The sequence below is a fragment of the Hymenobacter sp. BRD128 genome (genome assembly GCF_013256625.1).
Lineage (GTDB): Bacteria > Bacteroidota > Bacteroidia > Cytophagales > Hymenobacteraceae > Hymenobacter.
On sequence record NZ_CP053908.1, the window covers coordinates 2,604,387 to 2,617,023 of the forward strand.

General features: G+C 61.6%; 13 protein-coding genes and 1 pseudogene. 1 reads left to right on the top strand and 13 read right to left on the bottom strand.

Annotated features, from left to right (window positions below):
* Window positions 1-16: 16 nt before the first annotated feature.
* The 13 genes and pseudogenes from GKZ68_RS11575 to GKZ68_RS11620 form a co-directional block, all read right to left on the bottom strand.
* Window positions 17-910 (bottom strand): AraC family transcriptional regulator, encoded by an 894-nt coding sequence (locus tag GKZ68_RS11575; protein ID WP_173114806.1) that lies wholly within the window; start codon window positions 908-910, stop codon window positions 17-19.
* 79 nt (window positions 911-989) lie between these two features.
* The gene (locus tag GKZ68_RS11580) at window positions 990-1,550 is read right to left on the bottom strand and encodes an SDR family NAD(P)-dependent oxidoreductase (RefSeq protein WP_217275246.1); all 561 of its coding nucleotides are present in this window, start codon (window positions 1,548-1,550) and stop codon (window positions 990-992) included.
* A gap of 19 nt (window positions 1,551-1,569) precedes the next feature.
* Window positions 1,570-1,851: an SDR family NAD(P)-dependent oxidoreductase gene (locus tag GKZ68_RS21705; RefSeq protein ID WP_217275247.1), complete on the bottom strand. Its 282-nt coding sequence runs from the start codon at window positions 1,849-1,851 to the stop codon at window positions 1,570-1,572.
* A 318-nt stretch (window positions 1,852-2,169) separates the two neighbouring features.
* Complete coding sequence (locus GKZ68_RS21710) at window positions 2,170-2,316, bottom strand: hypothetical protein (protein ID WP_217275248.1); 147 nt, start codon at window positions 2,314-2,316, stop codon at window positions 2,170-2,172.
* Between the two features lie 33 nt (window positions 2,317-2,349).
* A complete protein-coding gene (locus tag GKZ68_RS11585) occupies window positions 2,350-3,768 on the bottom strand; it encodes an OFA family MFS transporter (RefSeq protein ID WP_217275249.1) in 1,419 nt (472 codons plus the stop codon).
* Between the two features lie 211 nt (window positions 3,769-3,979).
* Window positions 3,980-4,432, bottom strand: a complete 453-nt coding sequence (locus tag GKZ68_RS22685; protein ID WP_367949157.1) for a molybdopterin dinucleotide binding domain-containing protein — start codon at window positions 4,430-4,432, stop codon at window positions 3,980-3,982.
* A complete protein-coding gene (locus tag GKZ68_RS11590) occupies window positions 4,369-6,540 on the bottom strand; it encodes an FdhF/YdeP family oxidoreductase (RefSeq protein ID WP_367949158.1) in 2,172 nt (723 codons plus the stop codon). Before GKZ68_RS11590 ends, GKZ68_RS22685 begins: the two co-directional genes overlap by 64 nt.
* A gap of 87 nt (window positions 6,541-6,627) precedes the next feature.
* Window positions 6,628-6,963 carry a hypothetical protein gene (locus tag GKZ68_RS11595; protein WP_173114809.1) on the bottom strand — a complete coding sequence of 112 codons (336 nt, stop codon included), beginning with the start codon at window positions 6,961-6,963 and terminating at the stop codon, window positions 6,628-6,630.
* Window positions 6,960-7,832, bottom strand: a complete 873-nt coding sequence (fdhD, locus tag GKZ68_RS11600) for a formate dehydrogenase accessory sulfurtransferase FdhD (protein ID WP_173114811.1) — start codon at window positions 7,830-7,832, stop codon at window positions 6,960-6,962. The genes GKZ68_RS11595 and fdhD overlap by 4 nt, the downstream gene beginning before the upstream one ends.
* Window positions 7,833-7,937: 105 nt before the next feature.
* On the bottom strand, window positions 7,938-9,062 hold the full coding sequence (gene lpxB / locus GKZ68_RS11605; RefSeq protein ID WP_173114813.1) for a lipid-A-disaccharide synthase: 1,125 nt from the start codon (window positions 9,060-9,062) through the stop codon (window positions 7,938-7,940).
* A 107-nt stretch (window positions 9,063-9,169) separates the two neighbouring features.
* A complete protein-coding gene (locus tag GKZ68_RS11610) occupies window positions 9,170-9,583 on the bottom strand; it encodes a 6-carboxytetrahydropterin synthase (RefSeq protein ID WP_173114815.1) in 414 nt (137 codons plus the stop codon).
* Window positions 9,584-9,665: 82 nt separating this feature from the next.
* A pseudogene (locus tag GKZ68_RS22690) lies at window positions 9,666-10,668 on the bottom strand (FecCD family ABC transporter permease).
* Window positions 10,669-11,559, bottom strand: coding sequence for an ABC transporter substrate-binding protein (locus GKZ68_RS11620; RefSeq protein WP_173114817.1), 891 nt, complete (start codon window positions 11,557-11,559; stop codon window positions 10,669-10,671). It lies immediately after the preceding pseudogene.
* Window positions 11,560-11,629: 70 nt separating this feature from the next.
* Between GKZ68_RS11620 and rfaD the strand changes: the two genes are divergently transcribed.
* Window positions 11,630-12,598, top strand: a complete 969-nt coding sequence (rfaD, locus tag GKZ68_RS11625; protein WP_173114819.1) for an ADP-glyceromanno-heptose 6-epimerase — start codon at window positions 11,630-11,632, stop codon at window positions 12,596-12,598.
* Window positions 12,599-12,637: the final 39 nt, after the last annotated feature.

The window sequence follows — 12,637 nt, forward strand, 5'->3', positions numbered from 1 at the left end:
AGCGCATTACCTGCCATCATGCTGCCTGGCGAAAAGCCAGCGGTGTGAGGCCGGTGTGCTGCTTGAAAAAGCGGTGGAAATAAGTGACGTACTCAAACCCCAGGCGGTCGGCAATGTCGCCCACGCTCCAGTTGGTGTGGTGCAGCAGCAGTTTGGCTTCGCTGGTGAGGCGCTCGGCGATGTGGGCCGTGGTGGGCTTGCCGGTCACTTCCTTCACCGACCGGTTCAGGCTATTGACGTGGATAGCCAGCCGGTCGGCAAAGTCCTGGGCGTTTTTCAGCAGGGGCTCGTGGTAGTGTTTTGTTACCGGAAATTGAATTTCTAATAGGCTCATAAACAAGTTAGTGATGCGCTCGGCCGCCTTGGTAGCCACGGCCGGATAGGGGCTAGCGGGCTGCAAGCGGGCCGCCTCGTGCACAACGAGCGAGAGCTGGTTGCGGAGCAGGTCGTCCTTGTGCTCGTAGGCCGAGTCGAAGTCGCGGCGCATGCGGGCAAAGACCTCGCGCAGGTAGCGCCGCTGCTCGTCGTCGAGGTAATACACGGGGTTGCCATCTACCCGGTACAGCACCGATTCCTTGAGGCTGACGCCACGCATGGCCGACTGCAAAAAGGGCTCGGTAAAAGCGCAGATGTAGCCATCCTGCGCAGGCGAGTCCGCAACGGGCTCCCACGCAAACGGCACTAAGCGATTGGTAAACACCAGCGCCGGCTGGTCGATATGGTAGCTGTGGGTGGCATAGTGCAGCTCGTTGGCACCTGCCAGCACCAGCACGCACTTAAACACGTCGCGCCGGTCGTACTGGCCCATGCCGCACTCGGCCTCCGGCATGGTCAGCACGGTTATCTCGCCGCCGCCAGCGGCAGCAAGCGGGGCAATACTGACCGGCGGCGGAGCAAGGGCTTTTGGCATGGCGCATTAAGTACGATTTTACCCGCGAAACCGCTGGGTAGTTTTGGTAGCTGGGGGGCTAGCCAGCACGGCCTGGCATTTAGTGGGTGGCGCCGGACGCCGGCGCGTCGTAGGCCAGCGAGCCGGCTAGCTCCCGATACGCGTCAATATCGTGCTGCAAGTCGGCCAGCACCTGCCCGGCGGTGGCAAGGGCGTCGGCCCCGGCTAAAAAGCGGCGGGGCGGCTTTTCGGCGGCCGAAATCGTGAGCAGAGCTTGAGCGAGCTTGGCCGGGTCGCCCGCCTGCTGGCCGTTGTAGCCTTGCCAGAACTGCTCCTGGGCTTGCCGGCGCTCGTCGTAGTCGGCAATAGGGTGCGCGGCAAAGCTAGCGGATTCCGGCGTGAGCAACTCGGTCCGGAAAAAGCCCGGATTCACCGTGATGGCCTCAATGCCAAACGGCGCCACTTCCTCGAGCAGCGAGCGCATCCAGCCCTCCAGGCCGAACTTCGACGCCGCATACGCCGTGCCGAACTCAAAGCCTCCCAGGCCGGCCGTTGAGGAGATGGTAATTAGCTGCCCCGCCCGCTGCTGGCGTAGCACCGGCAGCACGGCCCGCGTCACATTCATCGGCTCGATAAGGCTAGTGGCAAGCTGCGCAGCCATCTGCTCCGGGCTTAGCTCCTCAAAAAAAGCCCGCGTAGAAGCTGGCGGCATTATTTACCAGCACATCGAGGCGGCCAAACCGGGCCATTGCGGCTTTGACAGCGGCCTCGGCTTCGGCAGGCTTTGTAATGTCCAGGGGCACTACCAGCAAGTCGGCAGCGGCCCCAATAGCCTGGGCTACCTTTTCCTTGTTGCGGCCGGTAGCCACTACGGCATAGCCAGCGGCCAGCGCCGCTTTGGCAATGTCGAGGCCCAGACCCCGGCCCGCGCCGGTAATCAGCCATACTTTCTTATCTGTCATAAGCTTGTAGCAGGTTGTTAATAAGCCTACAATAATTATTCTCGTGGCCTGGCCGTCTGCTCTGATGGCGAACCGAAAGACGCAGCACAAAGGTCCGCTAGCCCCTAATCAGCCGAAAGCAGGAATCAAACAGCTTTGTATACAAATCAAACAGGCCACCAAAACCGGCCCGGCTGGACGCATAATGCAGGGCGCGGCTGGGTTACTGTGGCCAATGCAGCGCCACTAAGGCTAGCCGCGGCAGCACCGCCAAATGCAAAAGCCGCTCATTCCTGGTGAGGAATGAGCGGCTTTTTACCGTTAGCTTATTAGGTTAGGCTATTTAAACAGCGTTAGGGCCTTGAGGAATGTCTGCGACACGCCCCAGGCCAGGGGAATGCCTACGTACAGCCACGCTAGCACGGTGGAGCCGCCGCTTGTGGCCTCGGGAGCAGCGGCCGGGGTAGAAGTTGATTGCGGGTTCATGGGTTGCGGAGAATTAAACGTGAATGTCGGCACTTAGTGGCCGCCAGCTTCAACAGTAACCGGGCCTTTTTCCTGGTACTTCTCATTTACGGCCGTCACGGCCAGGTCAGCTAATAACCCCACGGCAAGCAGGCCGGCCATGGTATAGAACACAGGCTGGTAAGTGGCGGCGCCCTTGAGGCCTGATGCCTTAGCGTGTTCAGTTAACGTACTCACAATCAAGTGACCCACAATGGCCGCCGTGCTCCAGGCCGTGAGCAGACGCCCGTGGATAGCCCCCACTTGGTACTTCCCAAACAGGTCGGACAGGTAGGCCGGAATAGTGGCGAAGCCCCCGCCGTACATGCTGATAATCACGCAGCATACTACCACAAACAGGGCTAGCTGGGCGTTGTGGCTCAGCGTCGGGGCCAGGGCGTAGAGCAGAATGCCCAACCCAAAATAGATGGCGTAGGTCACCTTGCGCCCTAGCTTATCGGAGGCCGACGACCAGAAAAAACGCCCTAGCAGATTAAACAAACTCAGCAGGCCCACGAAGCCAGCGCCGGCGGCCACCAGGGCGGCTTCCGTCATACCCTGTCCTTTTGCAGTACCTTTTATAACAGACTGAATCAGCGGCGAAGCCGTTTCGAGCACCCCGATACCGGCGGTTACGTTGCAGAGCAGCACCACCCACAGCAGCCAGAACTGCGGCGTTTTGATGGCATTGTCGGCCGACACGTTGCCGGTAGTGATGAGCGCGCTGTGCTCTTCATTGGGTACGTAGCCGGCGGGCTTCCAGTCATCGGCCGGCACCCGAATGGTCCACACGCCCCACTGCATGAAGAGCAGGTAAATAATGCCCATCACAATGAAAGTAGGTGCTACCCCCTGCGGGGCAGAAGCCTTAAAATGCGCCATGAGGCTGGTGGCCAGCGGCGAGCCAATCATGGCGCCGCCCCCAAAGCCCATAATGGCCATGCCCGTAGCTACCCCTTTGCGGTCAGGAAACCACTTGATGAGCGTGCTCACCGGTGAAATGTAGCCGATGCCCAGCCCGATGCCGCCCACGAAGCCATAACCAAAGTACAGCAGCAAAATATTGTGCAAATGAATGCCGAGCGAGCCAATCAGGAAGCCGCCACCGAAACACAGCGATGCCGCCAGCATGGCCTTGCGCGGCCCCACGCGTTCGAGCCATTTGCCAAAAATAGCGGCCGACAAGCCCAGCAGCACAATGGCAATCGAGAACGTTAGCCCAATCTGGGCCAGCGTCCAGTCATCGGGGGCCGGGTGGTCGGCGTCGCCGCTGATGAGCGACCCTAGCGGCTTGTTGAATACGCTGAAGGCATAGGCTTGCCCGATGGCTAGGTGGATAGCCAGCGCGGCCGGCGGTATCAGCCAGCGGTTGTAGCCAGGCGGCGCAATAGTACGGCTGCGGTCAAGCAGCCCGGCAGAGGAATTATCGGCCATAGTGAAAGAAGAAAGTGAAAACTTGGGGATTGGGTGGGTTAGAAAAAACTAAGTCGCTGCAAGGTAGAACTATCCGTTGGCCCGGCAAGCTGGCGGCAGTATTATTTTGCTCATTAGCTATAGCCAGGCTTGTACAGAGGCTAGCGCCAAGTAGTTGGGAAAGAAAAAGCCCCTGGCTAGGCTGCCAGGGGCTTTTCACTAGATAACCTTACTACGCTGGCACGGCCTGCTGCCGCTGCTTCTGCGCCTGCGGCACCTTTTCGGCCTTGGTAGGCGCCACCGTCACCACCACGTACTTGGAGGTGGGCGTGTTGCTCGTTTTGGCTACGCTGGAAATGGGTACCAGCGGGTTAGCCTCCGGGAAGTAGGCCGATACGTTGCCCTTCGGAATATCGTAGGGCACTACGATAAACTTCTCCACGGTGCGCTGCTCGCCCTCGTAGTGGCTCGTGATGTCGATGAGGTCCTTGGCCTTGAGGCCGCGGGCGGCAATATCTTCTTTATTCATAAAAAGCACCCGGCGCTCGCCGTGGATGCCCCGGTAGCGGTCGTTGTACTCGTAGATGGTGGTGTTGAACTGGTCATGGCTGCGCACCGTCATCAGGATGAGCTGGTCGGGCTCGGTGGTGTACTTCTCCAGGGTGGTCGTGGTGAAGTTCGCCATGCCGTTCTTGGTCGTGAACTTGCGCTCGCGGGGCCGTTGGGCAGGTAGAAGCCGCCGGGCTTGCGCAGCTTCTCGTTGAATTTCTCGAAGCCGGGAATTACGCGCGAAATGTGGTCGCGGATGACGTCGTAGTTCTCCGTCATGGCTACCCAGTCGGCCACGTTGGTTTTCTCGCCGAGGGTAGCAATAGCCACGCCGGCCAGAATGGCGACTTCGCTCAGTATTTTATTGCCGGGCAGCGGCACAAGCACACCCTTGTTCTGGCTCACCACGCCCATCGAGTTTTCGCAGCTCGTCATCTGGTGGCCGCTCTTCTGCATGTCGATGTCGGCGTGCGTGAAGCAGGGCAGCAGCAGGCTGGTTTTGCCGGTGGTGAGGTGGCCGCGGTTGAGCTTGGTGCCCACGTACACGGTCAGGTTCTGGCGGCGCATGCCTTCGGCAATCAGCTCAGTATCGGGGCCGGCGGCCAGCAGGTTGCCACCCAAGCCGAAATACACCTTCAACTCGCCGTGATACATGGCCTTGATGGCCTCCACCGTGTCGTAGCCGTGTTCATAGGGCGCTTTAAAGTTGAATTCCTTACCTAGCGCGTCCTGAAACTCTTTGGTCGGCTGCTCCCATACGCCCATCGTGCGGTCGCCCTGCACGTTGGAGTGGCCGCGCACCGGGCAGGTGCCCGCGCCGGGCTTGCCAATGGCGCCTTTCATAAGCTGCAGATTCACAATCTCCTGAATGGTCTGCACGCCCTGGCGCTGCTGCGTTACACCCATAGCCCAGCAGGTGATAATTTTCTGCTTGTGGGCGATGATGTTGGCCGCTTCCAGCAATAATGCCCGGCTGATACCGCTGAGTTGCTCAATGTCCTCCCAGCTGGTAGCGCGGATATTCTGCTCAAACGACTCGAAGCCCGTAGTGTACTGCTTCACGAAAGCATGGTCCACTACCTGGCCGGGGTTCATGTCCTCGGCCTCAAAGAGGTGCTTCATGATGCCGCGCAACAGGGCCATGTCGCCATCGACCCGCACTTGCAGGAACAGGTCGGTTATCGGCGTGCCATCGCCCAGTAGCGCGCCCAGCGCCTTGAGCGGGTTCATAAAATCCTGCGGATTCTTGAAGTGATTCAGGCCAGCCTCAATCAACGGGTTCACGCTGATGATTTTGGCCCCATTGCGCTTGGCTTTTTGCAAGGCCGTGAGCATGCGCGGGTGGTTGGTGCCAGGGTTTTGGCCGATGATGAGAATCACCTCCGCCTCGTGGATGTCGTTGAGCGTAACGGAGCCTTTGCCCAGGCCCAGCGTGGGGCTAAGGGCCGCGCCGCTGCTTTCGTGGCACATGTTGGAGCAGTCGGGCAAGTTATTGGTGCCGAACTGCTTGGCAAACAATTGAAACAGGAATGCCGGCTCATTCGGCACCTTGCCCGAGGTGTAGAACGCGGCTTCGTTGGGCGACTTCAGCGCGTTCAGCTCGCGGCCGATAATCTCGAAGGCTTCGGGCCATTCGATGGGCTCGTAGTGAGTGCCGCCGGGGCGCTTCACCATCGGGTGGGTGAGGCGGCCGAGGTTATTCTGGTCGCGGTCGCTCAGGTGCGAAAGCTCGGCCAGGCTGTACTTGGCAAACACCTCGGGGCCGCAGGCTTTGTCGTCGGCATCCGAAGCCGTTGCCTTGGCGCCGTTCTCGCAAAACTCGGCTACCGAGCGGTGGTCATCGGGGTCGGGCCAGGCGCAGGATGAGCAGTCGAAACCATCCTTCTGGTTCATCTTGAGCAAGCCGTGGGTGCCGCGCGTGAGGCCCGCCTCGCCCCAGTTAAATTCCATCGACTTGATAACGGCCTGCACGCCGGCCGCAATTTTCATGCGGTTTTCCAGCTTCAGGCCCGTAAACTCTTCGGTGGGCTGGGCCAGCACCGGGTTGCGGTACTTGGCGCCCAGCGTGTCGGGGGCCGGAATGTGGCGCTGGTCACGCTCATTCTGCGGGTCGGGGCGGTAGTGGTCGGGGGCGGGCGCCTCGCCCTGCTCCGAGCGCTCGCCACTCTTGGGCTGGTTGGCCTGGGCGCCCTGCTGCTCGCTTTTGCCGGCTTTGCTTGGGTCGGCAATTGGTGACTCTTCCATCGGATGCATAGTAAAAAGGTGGGAATGGCTATTGCAAAGGAACAAACCCCACCAGCCAGCCGCCGCCCGGGGGGGCAGCCTAGCCGGCTAATGGCGGCAGTCCAAGTCTTTTTCAACCAGAATACGTAATTCCTGGCCTTCGGCTACCAAAACCGCGCTTTTAAAGCCAATGTTTTCGGTATCAGTCCAGTTCCGGGCCACGGCGGCGGGCACCTCTACGGCCAGCGCGCCGGCCTCGTAGCGCACCTGCACGGCCGAAGCAGGGCTAGCGGCCGGCAGCCGCTCCAGCGCATACAGCAGCGTCTGGCCGGGCCCCGGCCCAAACGCGATGGTGTAGGCTACCCGGCCGGTAGCGGCAAACTGCCGCACCTCTTCTTCCGATAAGCGCAGGCGCAGGGAGTTTTCTTCCAGTCTTAGTTTCATAACCCGTTGATACGCTGGGCATGGCTGTAAATATTAAATCGCTCGTTGCGCACGAAGCCCAGCAGCGTGAGGCCAAATTCTTCGGCCGCTTCCACAGCCAGGCTGCTCGGCGCGCCCACGGCCGCCAGAATGGCTACGCCCGCCAGCGCGGCCTTTTGCACCAGCTCGAAGCTAGCCCGGCCACTTAGCAACACGATGTGCTGGCCCAGCGGCAACTGGCCGGCCAGCAGCGCGGCACCCACTACTTTATCGAACGCGTTGTGGCGGCCTACGTCTTCGCGCAGCAATAGTAACTCGCCCTCGGCCGAAAACAAGGCCGTGGCGTGCAAGCCGCCGGTTTGCTCAAAAACCGGCTGGGCCGCCCGCTGCCGCGCCGGCAGCGCGTGAATGAGGCTGGCCGGCACCCGGGGGCTAGCGGCGGGCGGCGGCGCGGGGCAACTAGTAGCCTTCACGGCGTCGATGCTGGTTTTGCCGCACACGCCGCAGCTGGAGGTGGTGTAGAAATGCCGCTCCAGTCTATCCAGCGCCAGCGCTACGCCGGGGGCTAGCGCGGCGCGCACCACGTTGCCGCGCTCCTTGGGGCGGCGCGGGTCGGCGTGGTGCTCGATGGTGATAATGTCAGCGGCCTGCTGCACAATGCCTTCGCTCAGCAGGAAGCCCGCTACCAGCTCGGCATCGTGGCCGGGCGTGCGCATGGTCACGGCCAGGCTGTGGGTTTGGCGCTGGCCGGCGGAGCCGTATTCCAGGCTGATTTCGAGGGGCGCCTCGATGGCCAGCACGTCGGTAGCGCGCGTGAGCGCCGAGCCCACCACGCGCTGCACCGTAGTGCGCTCGGCGCTAGCCTGGGAGAGAGTGAGAAAAGGCGACATGCAAGCTGGCCCGCCCTTACATTGACTGGGCCGGCCTGACTACCTAAATAGTCGAGCCGGCCCAAATGTTCAATCTTCCCACTTGCTCCGCTAGCCTTGCAGAAACTAAGCGGCGGCTTGTTTTTCGCCCAGGTAGTTAATCATCAGCGCGGCAGCCTGGCGGGCGGCGTTGTGCTGGCCCATCTTTTGGCGCAACTCGGCGTAGCCGGCTTTTTGCTTGGCAATGTACTCCTCGTCGGTGAGCAGACGCTTGAGTTCGTCAAGCAGGTTGCGGGCCGTGAAATCGCCCTGGATGTATTCCTCCACCACCGTGCGGCCCACAATGAGGTTCACGAGCGAGATGTAAGGCACTTTAATCACCGCTTTGCCAATCATGTAGGTAAGGCCGCTGGTGCGGTAGCACACCACCTGCGGCACCCCGAACAGCGCCGTTTCGAGGGTGGCTGTGCCGCTGGTTACGAGCGCCGCGCTGGCCCGACTCAGCAGGTCGTAGGCCTGGTCAAATACGATTTTGATACCGTTGCGCTCAAAGTGGGCGTAGTACGCACGGTCGAGGTTGCTCACCCCGGCCACCACAAACTGGTACTCCTGAAAGGCGGGCAGCACGGCCAGCATCTCGTGCAGCATCTCCTCAATTTCTTGTTTGCGCGAGCCCGGCAGCACAGCAATGATTTTACGCTCGGGGTCGATGCCGTGCTGGGTCAGAAAACTAGGGTCGGGCCGAAAAGCCGCCACCTCGTCGGCCGTGGGGTTGCCGATGTAATCGACCTTATAGTCGAAGCGCTGGTAGAATTCAGACTCAAAAGGCAGGATGACGAACATCTTGTCTACCAAAGTTTTGATTTTTTCTACGCGGCTTTGGTTCCAGGCCCAGATTTTGGGCGAGATATAGTAAAACACCCGAATACCCTGCACCTTGGCCCAGGCCGCCATGCGCAGGTTGAACCCGCCGTAGTCTACCAGTATCAGCACATCGGGCCGGTAGCCCAGAATATCGGCCTGGCACTCTTTCAGATAACCGCGAAATTTGAGCAGGCTGGTAGCCGTTTCCCAGAAGCCCATCACGGCCAGGTCGCGGTAGTGGCGCACGAGGTGGCCGCCCTGGGCCTCCATCTGGTCGCCGCCCCAGTAGCGAAAATCCGCGCCGGGGTCCTGGTTTTTAAGCTCGTGCAGCAGGTGGGCGGCGTGGGTATCGCCGGAGCGCTCGCCGGCTATGAGGTAGTATTTCATTTTTAATTATGAATTTGGAATTAGGAATTATGAATTGCTTATCAAGCCATAGCAGTAGCTGGCTCAATTCCTAATTCATAATTCTTCATTCATAATTGCCGAAGGGCCTAGCCGAAGTACTCCACCGCGTTGCGGGGCGTTTCGTAAATCTTGATGCAGTGCAGCTGAGCCGGGGTGATGGCCGGCAACTCGCGCTCCAGAATCTGCCAGAAAGCCACGGCCAGGTTTTCGGTGCTGGCCAGCTGGCCTTTCAGAAAAGGCACGTCGAGGTTGAGGTTTTTGTGGTCAACCTGGTCGGTGATGTGCGTGCGAATGAGGTCGCTGAGGGCCTTCAAATCGACGACGAAGCCGGTGTCGGGGTCGGGCTGGCCCTTCACGGTCACTATCATCTCGTAGTTGTGGCCGTGCCAGTTTTCGTTGGCGCAGGGGCCAAAAACCTCCGCGTTGCGCTCCGGGCTCCAGGCGGGGTTGTAGAGCTTGTGGGCGGCATTGAAGTGCTCGCGGCGGCTGACGTATAGCATCTGATTGTTGATTGAGGATTATTGCTTATTCAGTTGACCGCAAGCCTTTGGCTAGCCACAATCAACCAGTAACAAGCAACAATCAACTTGTTTTCCGCAGCAAAGATACAAAAAACGGTACCCCCAGCAGGGCCGTGACCAAGCCCACCGGCAAGCCGGCCGGCGGGTAGAGCAGCCGGGCCAGCAAGTCGCAGGCCAGCAAAAAGCCCCCGCCCAGCACCGCGCAAAACGCTAGGTTGAGCCGCCCCGCCGTGCCCAGTAGCCCCCGCGTGAGGTGCGGCACCACCAGCCCCACAAAGCCCACCGGGCCGCAGAGCGCCACCACGCCCCCGTGAGCGCCGCCACCAGTACCAGCAGCAGCCAGCGCAGCCGCACCACCGGCAGGCCCAGCGCCTGCGCCCGCTCCTCGCCTAGCAGCAGTAGATTTAAGTCTTTCTGCAAGAAAACCAGCAGCCCCAGGCTGCCCGCCAGCACGGCGGCCGGGTAGCCCAGCACCGCCCAGCTAGCCCGCTCAAACGACCCGAACGCCCAGAACACCACCGCCTGCAAGTTGCCCTGGTCGGCTTTCAGAAACGTGATGAGCGAGCCCACAGCTGCCGCCAGCGCGCCCACCGCCACGCCGCCCAGCAGCAGCGGCGCCGGCAGCACCCGCCCCCGCCGCGAGCCGATGGCCACCACCAGCACCGTGGCCAGCAGCCCCCCCGCCAGCGCCGCCAGCGGCGGCAGATACAGCCCGCCCAGCGTGAGCGCCGGAAAAAACAAATACGCCACAATAGCCCCCAGCGACGCCCCGAGGCCGTACCCAGCAAGTACGGGTCGGCCAGCGGGTTCGTCACCAGCGTTTGGAGCAGGTAGCCGCTCAGCGCCAGGCTGGCCCCCGCCAGCCAGGCCAGCAGCAGGCGCGGCAGCCGCAGCTGCACCAGCACCAGCTGGGCGGGGTCGCCAGGGTCGTAGTGGCGCAGCGTCTTGAAAATAAAGGTATACTCGGTAACATACGAGCCCACCCGCAGCCCGAGCCCGAGCAGCAGCAGCGTGAGCAGCGTGCCCGCCAAAAGCCAGCGGCCGGGGTGCATAGCAGGCATCATTTACTTACGTAAAAGGGCTTGCAGCTCGCGCACGGCCTCCACGACGCGCGGGCCAGGGCGCTGCAATAGGTTGGGCGTGGTGGCGTATACACGGCGGGCCAGGTAGGCGCGGGTGCGGCGCAGCTCGGGATTGTTTTTGAAAAACGTGCTGTCCAGCTTGCCGAAGCGGCCGCCCAGCACCACCTCCGGGTTCAGCTTTAAAATATACTCGCGCGTCAGGGCCGGAAAAGGCTGCGGAAAAGTATCGCGCACCGCATTCTGGCCGCCCGCTAGCCTTATCTCATCGGTACATAGGGTATTCTGCCCGTACACATAGATGGGGTCGGCCGAGGCCAGGGCCAGCACGGTGGGCGCGGCTCCGGCCGGCCGGGGCGGGCTAGCCAGCTGGTCGAGCTGCTTTTGCAGCGAGTCGGTGAGGTGCCGGGCCGGCGCCGGGCAGCCCAGCAGCCGGCCCACGTCGTTGATGCCGCGCAGCACATCGGCTACACGCCGGTACTTCTGGTAATAAACCGGAATGCCCAGCTGGCCCAGGCGGGCCGCCGCGTCGGGCGGCGTCATGCCTTCGATGGTGAAGACCACGTCGGGACGCAGGGCCACGAGGCGCTCCAAATCGAGCGGATAAGAGTTTACCAAAGGCTTGCGCAACGCAGCCGCCGGGTAGTCGTCGGCCTGGGTGCGGGCAATAATGGTGGCCGTGTCGGCCACGGCAAATAGTATTTCGGTGAGGCTGGGGGCCAGCGCCAGCACCCGGCGTGGGTGGGCGGGCAGCGTGAGGGGGCGGCCCAGGTCGTCGTGCACCCGCACGGTAGCGGCCGGGCTAGCCGACTTATTTTCGGGTTGGCAGGCCCCCAACCCAAGCAGCCCGAGCGATAGGTAGAGCGAAGCGCGCATGGCCGCAAAGGTAGGCGGCGGCCCCAGCGCCGGCGGCCCTTGCTACCTTTAGGGCCTAATTCTCCTCGATATGATAGTCGTCACCGGCGCCGCCGGCTTCATCGCCAGCTGCTTAGTCTCCCGCCTCAACGCTGCTAATTTTAACGACCTCGTAGTAGTCGACAATTTTGCCATTGAGAAAAAGCTGCCCAATATTCAAGGCAAAAAGCTGCGCGAGTACGTCGACCGCGAGGAGTTTTTCCCGTGGCTCGACGCCCACCACGAGCAGGTCGAATTCGTCTTTCATCTCGGTGCCCGCACCGACACCACCGAGCAGGACCCCGCCATCTTCGACCTGCTCAACCTCAACTACAGCAAGCAGATGTGGCAAGCCTGCGTGCGCTACAACCTGCCGCTGGTGTACGCCAGCAGCGGCGCCACCTACGGCGACGGCCGCCTCGGCTACTCCGACCAGGACGATGCCCTGCCCTACCAGCTGCGCCCGCTCAACCCCTACGGCGACTCCAAAAACGACTTCGACAAGTGGGCCCTGGCCCAGGAAGAAAAGCCCTATTTCTGGGCCGGCCTCAAGTTTTTCAACGTCTACGGCCCCAACGAGTACCACAAGGGCCGCATGGCCTCGGTTATCCTGCACGCCTTTCGCCAGATTCGCGAGAATGGCAGCATGCAGCTCTTCCGCTCGCACAACCCCGAGTACGTGGACGGCGGCCAGATGCGCGACTTCGTGTACGTGAAGGACGTGGTGGAAGTGTGCTATTTCCTACTGCACCACCGCACCCATCCGGGCCTCTACAACCTCGGCACCGGCCAGGCCCGCACCTTCATGGACCTCGCCCTCAACACCTTCGCCGCGATGGGCCAGCCGGCCGACATCCGCTTCCGCGACACGCCCGAGGACATCCGCGACACTTACCAGTACTTCACCGAGGCCGACATGCGCAAGCTGCGCAGCATCGGCTACGACCGGCCGTTTGCCTCGCTGGAGGAAGGTATTCGGGATTACGTGCAGGGGTATTTGGTCGAGGGCGCTTATTACTAGTACTCGAGCACTAGTACGAGTCACGCTGCGCTAAACTCG